15 protein-coding genes are annotated in these 18,309 nt (G+C 58.2%); 3 read left to right on the top strand and 12 right to left on the bottom strand.

Going from position 1 to position 18,309, the window contains the following annotated elements; all coding sequences use genetic code 11:
* Positions 1–6 precede the first annotated feature (6 nt).
* The 8 genes from murD to mraZ form a co-directional block, all read right to left on the bottom strand.
* Positions 7–1,527 (bottom strand): UDP-N-acetylmuramoyl-L-alanine--D-glutamate ligase, encoded by a 1,521-nt coding sequence (gene murD, locus BKA12_RS01760; protein ID WP_183640221.1) that lies wholly within the window; start codon positions 1,525–1,527, stop codon positions 7–9.
* Complete coding sequence (mraY, locus tag BKA12_RS01755; RefSeq protein WP_183640220.1) at positions 1,509–2,618, bottom strand: phospho-N-acetylmuramoyl-pentapeptide-transferase; 1,110 nt, start codon at positions 2,616–2,618, stop codon at positions 1,509–1,511. The genes murD and mraY overlap by 19 nt, the downstream gene beginning before the upstream one ends.
* Positions 2,615–4,087: a UDP-N-acetylmuramoyl-tripeptide--D-alanyl-D-alanine ligase gene (locus BKA12_RS01750; protein WP_183640218.1), complete on the bottom strand. Its 1,473-nt coding sequence runs from the start codon at positions 4,085–4,087 to the stop codon at positions 2,615–2,617. The genes mraY and BKA12_RS01750 overlap by 4 nt, the downstream gene beginning before the upstream one ends.
* 13 nt (positions 4,088–4,100) lie before the next feature.
* Complete coding sequence (locus BKA12_RS01745; RefSeq protein WP_183640216.1) at positions 4,101–5,765, bottom strand: UDP-N-acetylmuramoyl-L-alanyl-D-glutamate--2,6-diaminopimelate ligase; 1,665 nt, start codon at positions 5,763–5,765, stop codon at positions 4,101–4,103.
* On the bottom strand, positions 5,759–7,597 hold the full coding sequence (locus BKA12_RS01740) for a peptidoglycan D,D-transpeptidase FtsI family protein (RefSeq protein WP_183640215.1): 1,839 nt from the start codon (positions 7,595–7,597) through the stop codon (positions 5,759–5,761). Before BKA12_RS01740 ends, BKA12_RS01745 begins: the two co-directional genes overlap by 7 nt.
* An 83-nt stretch (positions 7,598–7,680) precedes the next feature.
* A complete protein-coding gene (gene ftsL, locus BKA12_RS01735; RefSeq protein ID WP_183640213.1) occupies positions 7,681–8,493 on the bottom strand; it encodes a cell division protein FtsL in 813 nt (270 codons plus the stop codon).
* On the bottom strand, positions 8,490–9,476 hold the full coding sequence (gene rsmH, locus BKA12_RS01730; protein WP_183644400.1) for a 16S rRNA (cytosine(1402)-N(4))-methyltransferase RsmH: 987 nt from the start codon (positions 9,474–9,476) through the stop codon (positions 8,490–8,492). Before rsmH ends, ftsL begins: the two co-directional genes overlap by 4 nt.
* Positions 9,477–9,774: 298 nt before the next feature.
* Positions 9,775–10,206 (bottom strand): division/cell wall cluster transcriptional repressor MraZ, encoded by a 432-nt coding sequence (gene mraZ, locus BKA12_RS01725; protein ID WP_183640212.1) that lies wholly within the window; start codon positions 10,204–10,206, stop codon positions 9,775–9,777.
* A gap of 410 nt (positions 10,207–10,616) precedes the next feature.
* Here mraZ and BKA12_RS01720 point away from each other — a divergent pair, with 410 nt between their 5' ends.
* Positions 10,617–11,777 (top strand): IS1249 family transposase, encoded by a 1,161-nt coding sequence (locus tag BKA12_RS01720; RefSeq protein WP_183639812.1) that lies wholly within the window; start codon positions 10,617–10,619, stop codon positions 11,775–11,777.
* 147 nt (positions 11,778–11,924) lie between these two features.
* On the opposite strand, the gene BKA12_RS01715 is transcribed toward BKA12_RS01720, so the two are convergent.
* Together BKA12_RS01715 and dinB are read right to left on the bottom strand one after the other, a co-directional pair.
* The gene (locus BKA12_RS01715; RefSeq protein ID WP_183640210.1) at positions 11,925–12,305 is read right to left on the bottom strand and encodes a DUF3040 domain-containing protein; all 381 of its coding nucleotides are present in this window, start codon (positions 12,303–12,305) and stop codon (positions 11,925–11,927) included.
* Between the two features lie 176 nt (positions 12,306–12,481).
* Complete coding sequence (dinB, locus tag BKA12_RS01710; RefSeq protein WP_246361585.1) at positions 12,482–13,717, bottom strand: DNA polymerase IV; 1,236 nt, start codon at positions 13,715–13,717, stop codon at positions 12,482–12,484.
* A gap of 102 nt (positions 13,718–13,819) precedes the next feature.
* On the opposite strand from dinB, the gene BKA12_RS01705 reads away from it, so the two are divergent.
* On the top strand, positions 13,820–14,893 hold the full coding sequence (locus BKA12_RS01705) for a polyprenyl synthetase family protein (protein WP_183640208.1): 1,074 nt from the start codon (positions 13,820–13,822) through the stop codon (positions 14,891–14,893).
* Here BKA12_RS01705 and BKA12_RS01700 read toward each other — a convergent pair whose 3' ends face one another.
* Positions 14,894–15,247, bottom strand: a complete 354-nt coding sequence (locus BKA12_RS01700; protein WP_183640207.1) for an Rv2175c family DNA-binding protein — start codon at positions 15,245–15,247, stop codon at positions 14,894–14,896.
* Positions 15,248–15,447: 200 nt separating this feature from the next.
* Between BKA12_RS01700 and BKA12_RS01695 the strand changes: the two genes are divergently transcribed.
* On the top strand, positions 15,448–16,689 hold the full coding sequence (locus BKA12_RS01695) for a lytic transglycosylase domain-containing protein (RefSeq protein ID WP_183640205.1): 1,242 nt from the start codon (positions 15,448–15,450) through the stop codon (positions 16,687–16,689).
* A 142-nt stretch (positions 16,690–16,831) separates the two neighbouring features.
* Here BKA12_RS01695 and BKA12_RS01690 read toward each other — a convergent pair whose 3' ends face one another.
* The gene (locus tag BKA12_RS01690) at positions 16,832–18,301 is read right to left on the bottom strand and encodes a sensor histidine kinase (protein WP_183640204.1); all 1,470 of its coding nucleotides are present in this window, start codon (positions 18,299–18,301) and stop codon (positions 16,832–16,834) included.
* Positions 18,302–18,309: the final 8 nt, after the last annotated feature.

Here is an 18,309-nt window from a genome sequence, read left to right as displayed (position 1 = left end):
AAACCCCTAGTTCAGAAGATCCTGCACTGCTTGAATGAAGGCGTTGCCGCGATGCGCGTATGACTGGAATTGGTCCATGGATGCGGCGGCTGGCGCCATCAGAACGGTATCGCCTTCGCGGGCAACACTCGCAGCTGCGGCGACCGCTTGCTTCATGACGTCTTCGCCAGACAATGCTTCTCGCGTTGTCGTCTCAGTTCCAGTTTCCTGCACACCGGGACCGATCACCGGGACGTCTGGCGCGTGTCTTGCCAATGACTCAGCAAGCTTTGAGGAATCGGCGCCGATGAGCACCACGGCCTTCAAACGCTGAGCATGCTGTTGGACAATCTCGTCATATTCAACGCCCTTGGGCAGACCGCCAGCGATCCAGACCACCGGTTTAAAGGCTGACAAGGAAGCACTCGCCGCATGGGGGTTCGTCGCCTTGGAGTCATTGACCCACAAGACACCTTCCTTATTGGCCACCACCTGAATGCGGTGTTCTCCGGGCTCAAAGTCAATGAGTCCCTGCTTGACCGCGGCAACGCTCACGCCAGCGGCACGGCATAGTGCAGCAGCCGCCAAAGCGTTTGCAGCGGTGTGCTGAGGCACCACATCGCCGAGATCGCTCAGGGACGCCAGTTCAGCGGCAGAGGAACGGCGTTCTTCAATGTACGCACGGTCCACGAGCAGTCCGTCCACAATGCCCAGCATGCTGAGACCGGGAACGTTCGTGGTGAAGCCGATGGCGCGGCAACCGTCAACGACGTCCGCCTCTTCCACCATCTTTTCCGTTTCGCGCTGCTCCACGTTGTAAATGGCGGCAACACGAGTGCGCTCGTAGATCTTGGCTTTCGCCGCGAAGTATTCTTCGAGGCTGCCGTGCCAGTCAACGTGGTCTTCGGCCAGGTTCAACACCACGGAGGCCAGCGGAGACATGCTGTGCGTGTAGTGGAGCTGGAAGCTCGAAAGCTCGATCGCGAAGACGTCGTAACCATTGGGTTCGCGGATGGCATCAAGGATCGGCGTTCCCACGTTGCCCACTGCGATAGCTCGCAGGTCGGCCGCACGCAAGATGGAAGCCGTCATTTCGACGGTGGTCGTCTTGCCGTTGGTGCCGGTCAGCACGAGCCACTCGGCCGGCTTGCGGCCAGCTCGTTCGCGCACGCGCCACGCGAGTTCGACGTCGCCCCAAATCGGAATTCCCGCTTGGGTTGCTGCATCGAGCACCGGATGGCGCGGGTTCCAACCCGGGGAGGTGACGACGACGTCGGGTAGCGCGCCGTCGATCTCCGTCAGCGATTCGATGTGCTCAGGACCGAGATATACCGCGTGGGCTCCCACGATCTTGAGCGTGTCGGCACGCTGTTCCAAAATCTCGCTGGTCTGGCCGTCAACGACAACCACCTTGGCACCGAGTTCAATGAGCGTGTCCGCCACGGAAAATCCGGTGACACCGAGGCCCGTGACGAGAACTCGCAAGCCTTTCCAGTCGGCGTCCCACGAGGTCAATTCATCAAGGTTGGTCACAGTCCAACAAGCCATTCTGCGTAGAAGATTCCAAGTGCCACCGCGACACACAGTCCGGCGATGATCCAGAAGCGCACCACCACCGTGACTTCTTGCCAGCCCTTAAGTTCAAAGTGGTGCTGCAATGGCGCCATCAAGAAGACGCGCTTTCCGCCGCTCAGCTTGAAGTAGACCACCTGGATGATCACCGATGCTGAGATGATGACGAAGAGGCCGGCGAGGATCACCAGCAAGAGTTCCGTGCGGGACAGGATGGCGAATGCAGCAATTGCTCCGCCCAAGGCCAGCGAGCCCGTGTCGCCCATGAAGATTCGAGCTGGCGAGGTGTTCCACCACAAGAAGCCCACCAGCGCGCCACAGAGTATTGCCGCCAAGAGCGCCAAGTCCATGGGGTCGCGCACTTCGTAGCAAACGTTGCCGATAGCACGAGAGGATCCACAAGCTTGGTTGGTCTGCCAAATGCCCATGAGGACATAGGCGGAAGAAACGAGGATCGATGCACCCGTGGCCAGACCGTCGAGTCCGTCCGTCAGGTTCACACCGTTGGTTCCCGCCGTGACAATCAAATTCGCCCACAAGACGAAGAGGATGGCACCCACCACGGGACCAAAGAATGCGAAGTCCAACCATGGAATATCGCGGATGAAGGAGATCTGCGTCGATGCAGGGGTCAGGCCCTTTTCGTTCGCAAATTGCAAGGCGAGCACGGCGAAGGTAATGCCCACGATGGCCTGCAGAACAATCTTCTGCCACGCGGTCAGGCCCAGCGATTGCTTCTGGCGGATCTTCCGGAAGTCATCCAAGAAGCCCACAAAACCCATGCCGGTCATCAAGAACAGCAACAACAGACCGGAGGCGGTGGGACCGCTTGGTTCTTGGCGGACGAGGCTCGCGAAGAGGTGTGTCAAGAAGTAGGCAACCAGTACGGCAACCACAATGACGGCACCGCCCATGGTGGGCGTACCGCGCTTGGTGTGGTGCGACGTTGGTCCGTCTTCACGAACGAACTGACCGTAAGAACGCTTCACCAAGAGCTTGATGAACAGGGGCGTTCCGAGGAAGGAAATGAGCAACGCTATGCCAGCGCCGAGGATCAAGGAAATCATGAGCGGGCTTCCTCCGAATCATTCGTCTCGTTCTTGAGGGACGCAATCCGGTCACCCAAATAGCGCAAACCGGCGCCATTAGACGACTTGAATAACACGATATCCCCTGGTTCGAGCTTCTCAGCTAGCAACGCCTCGGCTTCCACGACGTCGTTGACAAAGTACGCTTCATCTCCCCACGAGCCCTCCAGGACTGCGGAGTTGAAGGCAGCCTTGGCGCCAGCGCCAATAACCACCAACTTCTTGATGTTCATGCGGACCACGAGGCGGCCCAACATGTCATGTTCCAGGACGCTGTCTTCGCCAAGCTCCAGCATTTCGCCCAGCACGGCCCACGTGCGGCGCGCGTTACCGTTCTCATCCGCAACGCCGAGTTCAGCGAGCGTACGCAGTGCAGCACGCATGGACTCAGGATTAGCGTTGTACGCGTCGTTGATGATGGAGACACCATCGGCACGCTCGATTCGCTCCATACGCCAGCGGCTCGCAGCCCCCAGCCCGTCGAGAGTCTCAGCGATCAAGGAAGGCTCAACACCCAGTGCGTAAGCGCCGGAAGCGGCGGCCAAAATGTTTCCCACGTGATGCCGACCCATGAGGCCTGACGTGACGTGGTAGCTCGTAGCGTCCGGGAAAGTCAGCTCAAACGACGGGTGGCCGTCGCTGGTGATCTCAAGTTCGGACGCGGTGAGGGAGTTCTCAGGGGCGTCGTGCGGATTGCCCACGCCGAAAGTCATCACCTGAGCAGCAGTGTGCTCCTTCATGGCGATGACGTTGGCGTCGTCGCGGTTCAAGATGGCGGTTCCTGACGCGGGAAGCGCCTCCACCAGCTCGCGCTTCGCGATGGCAATATTCTGCACGCCACCAAATTCGCCGGCGTGTGCCGAGCCCACGAAGAGCTCAATGCCGATCTCTGGGTGCACCATGTCAGTCAAGTACGTGATGTGTCCCAGACCGGTTGCGCCCATTTCCAGCACCAAGTACTTGGTGTCTTCCGTGGCACGAAAAACGGTAAGGGGCAGGCCCACTTCACCGTTGTAAGAACCGATCGGCGCAATCGTTGGTCCCGCCGTGCTCAAGAGCGCAGCGAGCAGATCCTTGGTGGTGGTCTTTCCGGCAGAACCGGTAATGCCCACCACGCGCGTGCCGCGTTCACGCAAGTAGTTCACGATGTGAGCGGCAATTTTGCCCATCGCCAGCACAGCGTCTTCCACGATGACCGCTGGATCTGTAGCTCCGGCGTCGTCCTGCGTTTCGCGTTCGGAAAGAGAGAGCACAGCACCATTGGCACGAGCGGCGCGAATGAAGAGGTGACCGTCAGTGGCCTCCCCTGGCTTCGCGACAAACAGCCACCCGGGCTGGCACTCACGAGAGTCAGTATCAACACCCTTGATGACGAGCGTCGGATCGACGTTCGCTGTGAGGGTTCCCCCTGTTATTTCCGCGATGTCCGCGGCAGTTAGTTCAATCATGACCCTCTGGACTTTACTCTGCCGTGCCGTTGTCCGGGGACTCTGGCGCGGTTTCTCCAACCGAAGTGTGATCTATTCCGCCATCATGACGGGCTGCCAATGCTTCTCGCAATTCCACACGATCGTCCAAAGGAAGGTTGACGCCCTTCACTTCTTGCCACACTTCATGACCGCGACCGGCCACCAAGATGGTGTCAGCGGGGGTTGCAAGGCGAACGGCTTCCTTGATGGCTTGAGCGCGCGGGAAAATTTCGAACACTTCCGGCGCGGCCGCACCCATGCTGAGCGCTTCATTGGTGGTGCCTTCGAGCACTGCAGTGCGGATGGTTTGTTCGTCTTCGTCGTGCGGATCGTCGTCGGTAATAATGACCACGTCAGCACCGCGAGCGGCGATGGCGCCCATGATGGGTCGCTTGGCTTGGTCACGTTCACCCGTGGCTCCAAACACCACAATGACGCGGCCTTCGGTTCCTGGGCGCACGGCTTCGAGTGCACGCACCATGGCGTCCGGGTTGTGCGCGAAGTCCACGATGGCGGCCGGTGCATGACCCACAACTTCCATGCGTCCGGGCACGTTTGCGCTCAGCGGATCATGGGCGTCGAGCAACTGCTGGAGTTTCTCGAGAGGCATCACGTCAGCCGCGATGATCATGGTCAGCGCGAGGGCCGCGTTGGCGACGTTGAAGTCGCCGGGCAGACCGGTATGCGCACGGACGGTTTCGCCGTCGCGGTGGGTCAGCGTGAAATCATGCCCCAACCCAGATCGCTCAACAGCCGTGACGGTCCAGTCCGCGGTCACAGCTCCTGCGGCACTTGCGGTCGAGAGGGTTACCACCGGCAAGCCGGCATCGCGTGCCACTTGCGCGAGGCGCTCGCCCCACTCGCTATCAATGAGTACGACGCCGCGGCTTGCGAACTCAGGCGTGAACAGTCTCGCTTTGGTAGCGAAATAGTCCTCCATTGTGCCGTGCAGATCCAAATGGTCCTGCGTCAGGTTCGTGAAACCAGCGACCTTGAAGTTCAGTCCTTCAATGCGACGGTACTCAATCGCGTGGCTAGACACTTCCATCGCCGCAGCCGTCACGCCAGACTCGCGCATTCGAGCCAAGATGCCGTGCAGCTGAGTAGCTTCAGGCGTGGTGAGCACGCTGGGAATGACTTCCTCATCAGCCACAATCTCAATGGTGCCGATCAAGCCCGTCTTGTGGCCCATCGCGCCCAACAAGGAACGCAAGAAGTATGTAGTGGTGGTCTTGCCGTTCGTTCCGGTCACACCAAACATTGCCGGAGCGTCCGGCGTGGTGCCATAGAGGAATTTAGCGGCAATACCCGCCGCGTAACGAGGATCCTGAGCCACGAGCACCGGAGTGCCCGCTGGGAGTGAGCCTTCGTTCTCAAGGCGAGCTGCGGCGTCGTGGTCCGTCAAGATAGCTACCGCACCCGCGGCCACAGCCTGAGACGCGAAGTCCGCGCCATGACGCTTGGCGCCTGGCAAAGCCGCGTAGAGGTCCCCAGGCTGAATCGCGCGCGAGTTCAAACAGATGCCGCTCGCAACAACACCATCCACATCTCGCGAGGACTGCGCACCAATAGCCTGCGCAATCTCGTTCAGCGCGATCTGGGGTGCCGTCCGCGGGCGTAGCTCACGTTCTGTGTCCGCGAGGGAGTTTTCTACCATGGGTACTTTTGGTTCTCTCCGATGAAGACCTTGTAAGGGTCAGGCTGAGTGGTATCTGGGGCCACGTTGTAGTGGTTAAGTGTGGCACTCATGATGGTCTTGAAGGTATCGCCCACGGACCAGTCGCGCCAGTATCCTTGCGGACGGTACATCGTGACGAGGACCAAGTACTGAGGGTCTTCGATAGGAACCATGCCGCCGAAGGAGCTCGTGTGACCATCGTACTTACCGGTGGCGCCAGCGGCCTGACCGGTACCCGACTTGCCGCCTACGCGGTAGCCATCGATCTGCATCTTGGTGCTCGTGCCGTCCGTAACCACGGTTTCCATCATGCGGCGCGTCTTCGCGGAGGTGTCATCCGAGTAGATTCGTGTCTGCTCAGGCTGCTCCACTGGATGTTCTTCGCCATCGGGATCCACGTAGGACTCAATGAGCTGAGGCTTGATCTGCACACCGCTGTTACCGATGGTCTGGAAGATCGAGGCCGTGTTGAGCGGGGTCAGCGAGTAGCCCTGACCAAACATGGTGGTGTAGTTCTGGCGGCGATCCCACTGTTCTGGAGGAAGGAAGATGCCCTTATTCGCGCCAGGCAGTCCAATGTCCAAAGCGTCGCCGATGCCAAGCTTGCGCATGTAGTCATAGCGAGTCTCCGCAGGAACGCGGTCGCCAATCATCACCGTGCCCGTGTTGTACGAACGAGCAAAGACGCCTGCTGCCGTCATGTCATACGTGGCGTGAGGCAAGGAGTCGTTGATGGTTTCCTTGTTCAGCGTGACCTTGTTCGGGACAGACAGTGCTTCTTCCGGATCCATGACTCCGGTCTCAATGGCCGTGGCGTACGTGGCAACCTTGCCCGTGGAACCTGGCTCGAGAGCCTGCGTCACCGAAGCCGAAGAGCGAAACTCCGCATCCGTAGCACCAGGGTTCTGTGGATCAACCGAATGTGAGTCTGCGATAGCGCGAATCTTTCCGGTCTTCACTTCCATCACAATCGCGGACACCCACTGGGCGTTGAACTGCTGCTGCTTGGCCATCACGGCCTCTTGCGCAGCCCACTGAATGTCTTGATTGATCGTCAGCTTGACGCTCTGACCGTCCTTGGCAGGAACTTCCTTGTTTGTAGCCATCGGAATACGGACGCCATCGGCGCCAACTTCGTATGAACGCTCGCCAGGCGTACCGGCGAGGGCAGAGTTCTGGGACTGTTCAATGCCAGCGACACCGGAGCCGTCCACGTTCGTGAAGCCCAAGATCGGTCCAGCAACGGAACCCGATGGGTAGTGACGCTCGCTCTTAGCGGTGGCGCCCAAGCCCGGAAGCTTCACGTTGAGGATGGCGTTCTTCACGTCAGCGCTGACACCCTTGGCTAGCAGCGAGTAGCCCTTCTTTTTCTCGCCATCCTTGCCTACAACAATGTCCTTGATTTCGGTGACGTCACGCCCCAAGATTTGGGCGATCTCCGAGACCGCTTGATCCTTGGTGATGGTCTCCGTCTGATTCGTCTCTTGGTTCTTACGACGGTAAGACTCCGGGACGTGACGCTGATCAGTTGCCAAGTCAAAACGCACAATGGTGGACGCTAAGGTTCGGCCTTGATCGTCCAAAATGGAGCCTCGGACAGGCTCGATGGTCTGTGTGCGAAGTCGGTTATCGACGGCAGCCTGAGCAAAACCCTCAGGGTCAATGCCCTGAACCAGGAAGAGCCGACCCGTCAACAGCATCAGCATGACAAGCGCGATGCCAATTCCAATACGGAGTCGCCGCGCGCCAGATGCGGTCCACTTTGCGTTGGCCGCCTTTTTGCGTGCCGCGCTTGTTGTGTGGCCAGACATGGAGTGCTCCTAGTAGTGATTTTCGTGGATGTGGTACCACTCCAGGGGCGAGTGTCGTGGATGGCTACCGCACGTAGTCGACTTTACGGTTCAGTGACGGAAGGGGCCGGAATTGACCCGCCGTTGAGCGACTTCTTGTCAAACTTTGGGCGCGCGGTTGCCTGCTTGGCAGAGTCCGTTTCGGACTTGGCCGTTGCAGATTCTTCCGTGGTGGACTGCTCCGTTGCCTGCTGGTTCGTTTCCGTGCCAGCTTCTGGAGCATTGTCAGCCGAGTTGAATTCCGAAGCCGATGCCTCGCCAGCGTCGCCTGCTTCAGCCTGAGCCGGAACTGGCATTTCTGGTTCAGCAGCCTGCTCAGGAGTGACGTCCTGCTCTGGCTCTGCTGCATCAGCAGGAGCGGCCTTCGCAGGATCTATCGTGCCAGGAGCAACCGTGACCGGGTTCTCCGGCAAAGCGACGAGCTGGCCCACTTGCGTCTCCGACGTGGCAGCAGTGGTGGATCCGAAGACCTTGCCCTGCGTCAAATCGATGGTCGCCGTCGTACCAGGAGAAACCATGCCAAGCTTCGCCGCGGAAGCCGCAAGATTCTGAGGAGCCTGCAAGTAATCAACCTGCTGGCGGAGGGACTCATTCTGCTGGGACAGGATGGTTTCCTCGCCACGCAACTTGACGACGTCGTACTGGCCGTTCGACACCGTAATGTTCAGCACCAACACCGCAGCCAAAGCGGCAGCAAGAATCAACCCCAGGAACATGGCAATGCGCCCACGGCGCTGCGGAGATACGTTCGGAACCACCGATAGCGGAATACGACGACGCTCGGTGACGGGGCGCTTGACCCGCGCGGTATCCGGTTTGGTTGCGAGAAATTCTTGGGCCAATGCTGATGCACTCATGACGAGCTCCTGGGAAGTGTGCGCTCGGTTGCGCGGAGTCGGGCAGATGCCGCGCGAGGGTTTTCGGCGATTTCGAGTTCGGTGGGTTGTTCAGTTCCACGAGTGATGGTCTTGAACCGGGCTTTGTGTTCCTCAAGCTCCACAGGGAAGCCGGCGGGGGCGGAAGACTTGGCGGCAGCTGCGAAGAACTTCTTGGTGATCTTGTCTTCGAGCGAGTGGTAGCTCATGACCACCACGCGTCCGCCGACGTTCAGCACGTCCATGGATGCCGGGATGGCTTCCTCGAGAACATCGAGTTCTTCATTGACAGCGATCCGTAGCGCTTGGAAGGTGCGCTTCGCCGGGTGACCGGCGGTACGGGCAGCGCCAGCAGGAACCACCTTGCGGATGGATTCCACGAGTTCGCCCGTAGTGGTGAAGGGCTTCGTTGCCCGATCAGTCACGATGGACTTAGCGATGCGTCCCGCAAACTTCTCTTCGCCGTAGACACGCAGAATGCGAACGAGCTCTGACTCATCCAGCGTGTTGACGAGGTCAGCTGCGGTAGTTCCCTCAGTGCGGTCCATGCGCATGTCCAAAGGAGCGTCAAAGGAGTACGCGAAGCCGCGCTCGCGCTCATCAAGCTGAAGGCTGGAAACGCCGAGGTCAAAGAGCACGCCATCGACGCCGGGCAATCCGAGGTCGCGAACGACGTCTGCGATCTCGTTGTACACGGCATGGACAAGGTGGGTGCGGTCTTCGAACTTCTTGAGCCGCTCCCCCGCCAAGGAAAGCGCCATGGTGTCGCGATCAATACCAATGAGCATTGCGTCCGGGTAGCGCTCAAGCATCGCTTCCGAGTGACCGCCCATTCCCAACGTGCAGTCCACGAGGATTGGTTGGCGCTTCTGCGCGCGAGCGTTTTCTACCGACTCAGCAAAAAGTGAGACGCAGCGTTCAAGGAGAACTGGAAAGTGGCGATCAGCAGTCTTCTTCGGCGTCAACGCATCCGCTGCGTCCGCACGGTCAGCTAAGAAACCGTTCTCGGCGTTGTCGTTCGTCAAGGCGGCCCCCGTTCCCTGAATGCGTGTCCGCTAAGCGTTGCTTGTACTGCTGAAGTTGTGGATTACTGCTAAAGATTTGATTTACGTGAAGATTAAAGATTTGGTCTTTCGATGCAACTGGGTCCCCCTCCGCAGTGCATATTCCTGGCCCCGGGGAAGTGAGGTCAGGCTGTAGCAGAGCGGCTGGAGACCCAGCTGCACCGATCGGCCCTGAGGATCGGTGTTTCTCAACAGCGATCTAAAAAATGCCTGGGAGCACGTCCTCGTCAGTTTCGGAGAACGAATTCTCCTGATCCTCCAAGTACTTGTCCCACGAAGCCGAATCCCAAATCTCAACGCGAGTGCCCGCCCCAATTACGGTCACGTCGCGGTCCAGTCCTGCGTAAGTACGCAGTGCCGGGGGGATAGTGATTCGGCCTTGCTTGTCTGGAACTTCGTCAGAAGCACCAGATAGGAAGACGCGGATGTAGTCGCGGGCCTGACGTGAAGACAAAGGCGCTGCGCGCATTTGCTCATGTACTCGCTCAAACTCGGAAGCGCTAAACACGTAGATGCACCGTTCTTGCCCTCGTGTTAGCACCAGTCCAGCTTCAAGCTCGTCCCGATACTTCGCCGGAAGGATGAGCCGCCCTTTCTCGTCAAGGCGCGGGGTATACGTCCCTAAGAACATATGCACCGCCTTCGCTCGGGAGAGGGTTTTCTCTTCTTGGCTCCTAGTTCCTCCTACGTCCTCCACTTTACTCCACATCACTCCCCTGTCAACGCGAAACGAGATGCGAAACACCGTTTTTTTCTGGCAAGTTCCTGAACATCCGCGGAATCACGCGGTGGATGCAGGGTGGGGGCAAAGTGGAGGGATTTTGGCGACTTTGGCGCCTGGCGAGCCGCAGAAATGCTGATTTTGCCTCTTCAACGGGCCGAACCTGGCCCGAGCACAGGGCGGTGGAGGAAAGTGGAGTGTCCTGGGATGGGCTAATCCCCGGGTTATAGGACATTAAAGTGTGTCTGATGGGGCTTGGTTGCCTTTATCGGCGCGGCTAAACGGGTGTTGGCATACTTTTCGTTGTTTATTCGGGAAGCGTGGTTGACAACGAGCGTTTATGCGTCCTGTGTGGTGGCGGGCTGAAAAGGAACGGTTCCACGAGTGCTGGAGCTACCAGGTATCGCTGTAAATCGTGTGGCGCGAGTAGTTCTGAACGGATACAACGCGTCGACGTGCGTCGACGCCACGAGCTCTCCCGATTCCTGGAATGGCTGCTGGGAAACAAGACTCAATCCCAAGTCGCTCAGGGCGTGGATCCACGCTCGTTTCGTCGCTCCACACACTGGTGCTGGAACATTACTCCCGCGATCGAGGTCACCGGAGAGATCTATCCGGAAGTCCAGCTCGACGGCATCTATCTCGGTTCCTGGTGTTGCTTGATCGCGATCGCTGGCGAACACGTCATCGGTTATCAATGGTGTGACACGGAAAAACGCGTGGCGTGGGAACAGCTCCTAACTCGTTTCCCCGCACCAGATTTGGTCGTGATTGATGGTGGTTCCGGGCTGGCATCCGCGCTGAAACATTGCTGGCCCGAGACCCCTGTTCAACGCTGCCTGGTGCATATTCAACGCAACGTGCGCGTGCTGATCACGATGCGCCCCCGCACGACCGCGGGCCGCGAACTACGGGCTATTTCCCTTGCCCTGACACGGATCACGAGCCAGGATCAAGCGCGTGCATGGCTACTTGCACTCAACCAGTGGCACGGAAAACATCACCAGATGCTGAACGAGAAAACCTACCGTTCGCACCACCGTGGTTCGCTGCCGCAAAGCGTGAGGCCGCACCAGCGCTGGTGGTTCACACACGACCGGCTACGCAAGGCCTACCAACTCCTCGAGCGCGCCAGCCAACAAGAAGTCCTGTTCACCTATCTCAAAGACGAGCACCGCTCACGGAACGCCTCATCAACAACGAACAGGATCGAAGGAGGCATCAACGCGCAGCTACGCAATCTTCTACGCAACCATCGCGGACTGACCCCTGAGCACGCTAAACGAGCCGTGGAATGGTTCCTCTACAAGCACTCCCAGAACCCAGCACCAGCCCACCAACTCATCAAAAAAGAACACTACGAGCCCGTCGCCTACACGCAAGAAATCGAGGAACACATCGGACCCGCAGAACTCGGAACAGGACTCAACGCAAACGAAGGACTCTGGCACCGAAAAGGATGGGCCGGCCGCGCCTCCTAAAAAGACACGCCCGACCCAGACACACATTTATGTCCTATAACCCTAATCCCCCACCTTCCTCCACCGTCCTTTAACGAAGAAGAACCGAGTCAATGACTCGGTTCTTCCGTCTGGGCCGCAGGATCAGGATGCTGCGGCGATAAGCGCTTAGAGGTCGCGACCTCGTTCGTCCCACTTCTTCTCAAGGTCCTGCAAGAAGGATCCTTGACGCTTAACCTTGCCGCCGGCCGTGGCAGGCTGCTTCACTGCAGACACCGTGGTGGCGTTCTTAGGCTTCGATACTGCGAAATATACAGAGGCGCACATGAGCAAGAAGCCCAGCACGCCAACAATGATCAACTGCAGATTGATACCAAGTAGCAAGATCACAATGCTCACCACAGCGCCAATTGCACCGAGTACTAGGTTCCGGGGTGAGAATCCGCCAGTTGTCGAAGCGGACTCAAAGGAGGAAGTGAACTCGTGGTCGGCATTTAGCTGCTTCTCGAGCTGTTCGAGCAGTTTCTGCTCATGTTCCGACAGCGGCATTGCCATCCCCCGTTCTAAATCTGAAATCTTTAAATGTAAGTCTATTTTGTCAATATCGATTGACGACAATCATGGCGGCAACCCTTGTAACTACTAACGACTTAGAGCTGCTTTTTGTTCCCAAGTTAGCTTCCATTTCTTCCCCGAAATGAAAACTTCTTGGACTTCCACTTTAGTCATGTCAAGGGGTCTTGTGGAAGTCTCGGAGACTGTGCTTTGGCTGGTGATTTCAAGAGAGTTGCCGGTAGAGGAACGGCGTCTGAGAATTTCTGAGCGATCGCATCCGCCACGGCGTCGATGGCCGGCCAATTACTGTCAGACCTCTCAAAGGTGAATTGCCGTTCTCCACTGTCATCAGACAAGTGATCGCAGCGCACCCCAATGAGCCTGACCGCCCGCATTTTGGGGCGCTCATTGATCAGCAGCTGATTGATCGCTTGAGCGAAAACGGTGGCCGAGTTCGAGGCGGAGCCCAGGGTGACGCTCCGACTAACGGTGACAAAGTCCGCATATTTGAGCTTGAGCGTCACTCCTCGGGCAACAAGTGACGCGTTTCTGAGACGACGAGCCACTTTGTAGGACAGCTTCAGCACTTCCGCTTCGAGGAAATCGAAATCCCACACGTCTTTCGCGAAGGTCTCTTCAGCACCAATACTTTTCTCTTCGCGACCCGTCTGAATGGTGCGATGGTCAATTCCCCAGGAGAGGTCATGAAGATGAGCGCCCGAGGATCCCAAGAGCTTAGTGAGGGTGGCGCGCGGCGTATGGGCAAGGTCTTCAACGGTCTTGATTCCCACACGCTCGAGGGTCTCTGCGGTTTTCGGGCCTACTCCCCAAAGCGCACGGACGGGCTTCTTCTGCAAGAAAGCTACGACATCCCGCGGCGGCACTTCGAGCAAACCATTGGGCTTTGCGTGAGTGGACGCCATTTTGGCAACAAACTTATTGGGTCCAATTCCCACCGAGGACGGAAGGTTGAGGCGGTGCTGAATCTCGTCCCTGATTCGCTGACCAATTTCCCGCGGTCTACCAAGGCGGCGCATGGAACCCGTGACATCCAGGAATGCTTCATCCACGCTGACTTGTTCAACGAGTGGGGTGATCTCGCGAAGCAGTGCCATCACTTGCTCAGAGGCCTCTGCATATAACCAATGCTTCGGCTCCACAATGAGCGCATGCGGGGCCAGTTGCTTCGCGCGTGAGACGGGCATAGCGGAACGCACTCCCACCGCGCGGCAGTCATAGGACGCTGACAGGACCACGGAGCGCATGGAATCATGCCCCACAATGACGGGGCGCCCCGCAAGGCTCGGGTCGTGAAGGATTTCCACGGACACGAAGAACGCATCCATGTCCACGTGCATGATCACGGATTGCCTCCTGTGAGCGTTCCCGTGATTCCCTTCAGTCATATGTTGAATGGTAGCTCAAAATTGGGCCCAATAGAACATTCATTCTAATTCTGTGGATGACAAGAAGGGCGTCCTCTTGGCGCAAACAGCTAGAGTGGATGGGTGCCTGATTCTTCACCCAATGCCCGCTACATTGCCGCCCTCAATGACCACATTTCTGCGTTCTTGGGGCAACAGCGTGCCACCGTCGACGCCATCTCGCCACATGCAACTGAGCTCATGGATGCGCTCATTCAGTTGGCCACGGGCGGTAAGCGGTTGCGCGCTTCCCTGGCTTTCTGGGGATTCGTTGGCGCGGGCGGAGAGGACGACGACGCCGCAATTCTCACCTTGGGTGGTTCGCTCGAGTTGTTCCAGACCGCCGCATTGATTCACGACGATCTCATTGATGCATCTGATACCCGACGCGGAAACCCCAGCGTTCACCGTCGCTTTGAGGCGATGCATTCACGCGAGCAGTGGCACAAGGATCCCGCACGCTTCGGAGGATCAGCAGCAATTTTGGCCGGTGACTTGTGCTTGTCCTTGAGCGAACAGCTCTTTGCCACTATCTCTCAGGTTCCACCGCGCACTCGCGCGATCTTCGATGAGATGCGACTCCAAGTCATGGCCGGACAGTACTTGGATGTGCTCGAGGAAAACGCCGGTCCAGTATGGGAGGCGGACGCCGCGCTTGATCGAGCCCGCTCAATTCTTCGCTACAAATCGGCTAAATACTCCGCAGAGAATCCCGTTCTTTTGGGAGGTTCTTTGGCCGGAGCAAACGAACAACTGCTTGAAGGTTATTCGCGGTTCGCACTTCCGCTCGGCGAAGCATTCCAGCTCCGCGACGACCTCCTGGGCGTCTTTGGCGATCCCGCCACCACGGGCAAGCCGAGCGGTGACGATCTCAGGGAAGGCAAGCGTACTGAGTTAATTGCTCACGGCGTGCAGCTTTCAGGCGATGCAGACCGGGAATTCATTCAGAATCGCTTGGGTGCATCTGATCTCACGGACGCGGAAATCGCGGATATGACGCGAATTCTTATCGAATCGGGGGCTCAAGAAGCCACCGAAAATTCCATTCAACAGCTCTCCACGAGAGCGTTTGCTGCGCTCGAGGACTTGGATATCCCCGAGCGCGCACACACGGCATTGCGCGGCCTCGGTGAAGCCGCGGTCAACCGGAACGCTTAGCTACCAGGCCAACGCTTGCGCGCGGCGTCGTATTTCGGTCTTGCGTCCCGCCAAGAGTGCGTCCATTGGCGTTCCGGGCAAGGAATCATCCGGGGTAAACAACCAACGGATGATTTCCACGTCACTGAAGCCCGAATCCGTGAGCACGGAGATGGTTCCACCGAGGGAATCAACAATCTCGCCGTCGCGGATGAAGGCTGCCGGCACAGCACGAATATTGTTTTCGCCTACGCGCGCTTCAAGAATTTGGCGCTCATTCAGAAGTCCGTGAACTTTGCGTAGTTGAAGGTTGAGGAGTTCTGCAACGTCGGGAAGTGGAAGCCATTCGCCGACGAGATTTTCTAGTTCTTGCACGCATCTAGAGTGTCACAAGAATATCCGACACGCGATATCAACGAATACCTAAGATTAAAAGGGTTTTGTGTTAGGCGATTTTCGGGTACATTTTTAGTGGCTAACCACAAGCTTCATCCTTGTGGATAGTCGAAACACTCGCACGCGGTCCCAACAATTCAACCGTTCATATGAATTGCCGCGACAAATTTGAGGAACTTATGTCTGCCGTTACTTCCGTAAAGAACCCGGCGCGCCAGCCCCTGCGCTTGGCCGTTGCCTCGGGAACTACCGTTTCCGCACTCGTCCTAGCAACTGTTGGCGCTACCGGCGCCATGGCCGACGATGTCTTGACCGTCAAGCGTGGCGACACCATCTCTCATATTGCAGCTGAAAATAATGTTTCGGTTTCTTCCGTGTTGAAGCTCAACGGCCTCAGCGGCAAGGACTACATCTTCCCGGGCCAGAAGCTCGTGGTACGCGGCACCTCTTCCGTGAAGCCAGCCGCCTCAAGCACCTCTTCCAAGTCGCCATCTAAGGCAACGGCAGCAAAGCCAGCTAAGGCTGCTCCTGCTCGCATCTATGTTGTGGAGCGTGGCGATACGCTTTCCCACATCGCACGCCACTTGGGCGTTACCCTCAAGCAGCTGCTTGCGGCTAACAATCTCAAGGTATCGTCCGTGATCCGCCCCGGTCAGAAGATTGTTGCTCCTGCCGGTGCAACCGTACCTGCTCCGTCGAAGAGCACGCCTTCTAAGACCTCGCCTTCCAAGAGCACCACCACGAAGCCTTCCACCCCGGCGAAGGCAACGTCCAAGGTTTACACCGTGGTCCGTGGCGATTCCCTGGATTCGATTGCGCGCCGCATGAATAGCCAGGTTGACGCCATCATGGAGGCCAGCAACCTCTCTTCGACCTTCTTGCGTGTCGGTCAGCGTTTGAACGTACCAACCATCAGCGCCTCCGGTGGAAAGCAGCTTGTCGGCGGCCAGTTCTTGGGTTACTCCTACTCAAGCTCCACCGTGAACTCGGCAAACCGCAACAAGCAGATCCTCTTGGCTCGCGGCGTCCCATCCAAGGCAGAGATGAAGGCCCTCATCATCCGCACCGCGCGTCAGATGGGTGTGGAGCCGCAGTTGGCTCTCGGCCACGCGATGCAGGAGTCCGGACTCAATCACGCGTCCGTTTCACCGGCCAATGCCATCGGCGTCATGCAGGTCATTCCATCATCCGGTGCATGGGCTTCGGACTTGGTGGGACGCAAGCTTGATTTGCTGAAGCCAGAGGACAACGTGGTGGCGGGCATCGCCATCATCCGTTCCTTGCAGCGCACCATGCCATCCATGCAGCACGGCATCGGCGCTTACTACCAGGGCGCTGGATCGGTGAAGAAGAACGGTTTCTACTCTGACACCCGGTCCTACGTCAACAAGGTTTTGAAGTACCGCGCGCAGTTCTTCTAAGAACTCGTAGCGGCAGGTTCTTTCACGAAGGAAGCGGTGTCGAGGCTTCAGGTAACTGATGCTTCGACACCGCTTCTTCAGTTTCTAAGAGAGAGCTGTTGAGCCGACTTTTCGCCGGACCTCAAGCACCATGATGGATCGCTTACTTGCCAACCGAGCGCACCGGGAACTTCAGCGTGACGGTAGTCCCGTTCGGTTCCCTGTCACTCCACGTAATGGTGCCTCTAAGATCGCTCGTGACGAGGGTGCGGACAATTTGCAGTCCCAGTCCCGGATTCGGCTGGACGCCGCCAAGTCCTGCGCCGTTATCGCTCACCTTCACGGTGACGAACTGCGTGCCGTCTTCGAGGCTACGCTGGGCATCGAGCCACACGGTGCCGCCTTCGGTCGCCAGACCGTGCTCCACCGCATTTGCCACCAGTTCGATGATGACAAGGGAAAGCGGCGTAGCCAGCTCGCTCGAGAGGGACCCAAAGGTTCCGGAACGTTCCGTGGTGATCTTCCGGTCCGGAGTAGCAACTTCGGCAGCGAGACGGAATTGACGATCGATGAGCTCGTCGAAAACCACGTTCTGCGTCAGTCCCTGGGAGAGGGTCTCGTGAACGAGCGCGATGGCCGAAACGCGTCGCATCGCTTCCTGCAGTCCCTGCTTGCCTTCTTCAGAGTTCATACGCCGCGATTGAAGCCGCAAGAGTGCGGCAACGGTTTGGAGATTATTTTTGACGCGGTGGTGGATTTCTCTGATGGTTGCGTCTTTAGACATCAATTCAAGATCACGACGCCGCAGCTCGCTGACATCTCGAACCAAGACGAGGGCGCCATATCGCCGATCGTGATCCCTGAGCGGGATGGCACGGAGCGAGAGGATGACGCCGCCGGATTCCACTTCAGTGCGCCACGGCATTTTTCCCGTGACCACGAGCGGCAAAGATTCATCGACGAGTCGACGGTCCTTCATGGACGCCGCCGTCACTTCGGCGAGCGACCGGCCTTCCAGACGGTCCACTCCCCCAAGACGACGGTACGCCGAGACAGCGTTGGGGCTCGCGTACTCGACAATGCCTTCGGCGTTCAGGCGCACCAGGCCGTCTCCGACGCGTGGAGCGCCGCGACGCGCACCAGTAGGGGTGGCGAAGTCTGGCCACAGTCCTCTGGAAATCATGCGCAACAGGTCCTGAGCACATTGCCGGTACACCAGCTCAAGACGAGACGGCATCCGTGAACTGCCCAAGTCCATGTGCATGGTGATGACGGCAATGGGTCGACCGTTGCGCGTCACGGGAATTGCTTCGACTCGCATTGCGGAGTCGGTGGTCCAGTGATCTTCGCTGGCACGCTGAACGTCTATGGCGTCAAAGGCTTGGTCAACGAGACCACGCATTTCGCGCCGGATGCGCTCCCCGACGAAGTCCGTGTAGAACACGGTGGCTGTCGTCGAGGGGCGCACATGCGCGATGGCCAGGTAGCTCTGATCTTCCGTTGGATACCAGAGCACCAAATCCGCAAAGGCTAGGTCGGCAATCATCTGCCAGTCCCCCACCAGAAGATGAATCCATTCCTGGTCTTCTGGGTTGGCGGACCCATAGTCATCGATATTTGCGAATATGGCCATCCGGGAGA

The organism is Neomicrococcus lactis (assembly GCF_014200305.1).
Lineage (GTDB): Bacteria > Actinomycetota > Actinomycetes > Actinomycetales > Micrococcaceae > Neomicrococcus > Neomicrococcus lactis.
This window is presented reverse-complemented; position numbering and strand designations above follow the sequence as displayed.

Coding starts and splice junctions, on each gene's coding strand:
- murD (WP_183640221.1), bottom strand. CDS start 1,527: ATGGCTTGTTGGACTGTGACCAACCTTGATGAATTGACCTCGTGGGAC.
- mraY (WP_183640220.1), bottom strand. CDS start 2,618: ATGATTTCCTTGATCCTCGGCGCTGGCATAGCGTTGCTCATTTCCTTC.
- BKA12_RS01750 (WP_183640218.1), bottom strand. CDS start 4,087: ATGATTGAACTAACTGCCGCGGACATCGCGGAAATAACAGGGGGAACC.
- BKA12_RS01745 (WP_183640216.1), bottom strand. CDS start 5,765: ATGGTAGAAAACTCCCTCGCGGACACAGAACGTGAGCTACGCCCGCGG.
- BKA12_RS01740 (WP_183640215.1), bottom strand. CDS start 7,597: ATGTCTGGCCACACAACAAGCGCGGCACGCAAAAAGGCGGCCAACGCA.
- ftsL (WP_183640213.1), bottom strand. CDS start 8,493: ATGAGTGCATCAGCATTGGCCCAAGAATTTCTCGCAACCAAACCGGAT.
- mraZ (WP_183640212.1), bottom strand. CDS start 10,206: ATGTTCTTAGGGACGTATACCCCGCGCCTTGACGAGAAAGGGCGGCTC.
- BKA12_RS01715 (WP_183640210.1), bottom strand. CDS start 12,305: ATGCCGCTGTCGGAACATGAGCAGAAACTGCTCGAACAGCTCGAGAAG.
- dinB (WP_246361585.1), bottom strand. CDS start 13,717: ATGACTGAAGGGAATCACGGGAACGCTCACAGGAGGCAATCCGTGATC.
- BKA12_RS01695 (WP_183640205.1), top strand. CDS start 15,448: ATGTCTGCCGTTACTTCCGTAAAGAACCCGGCGCGCCAGCCCCTGCGC.
- BKA12_RS01690 (WP_183640204.1), bottom strand. CDS start 18,301: ATGGCCATATTCGCAAATATCGATGACTATGGGTCCGCCAACCCAGAA.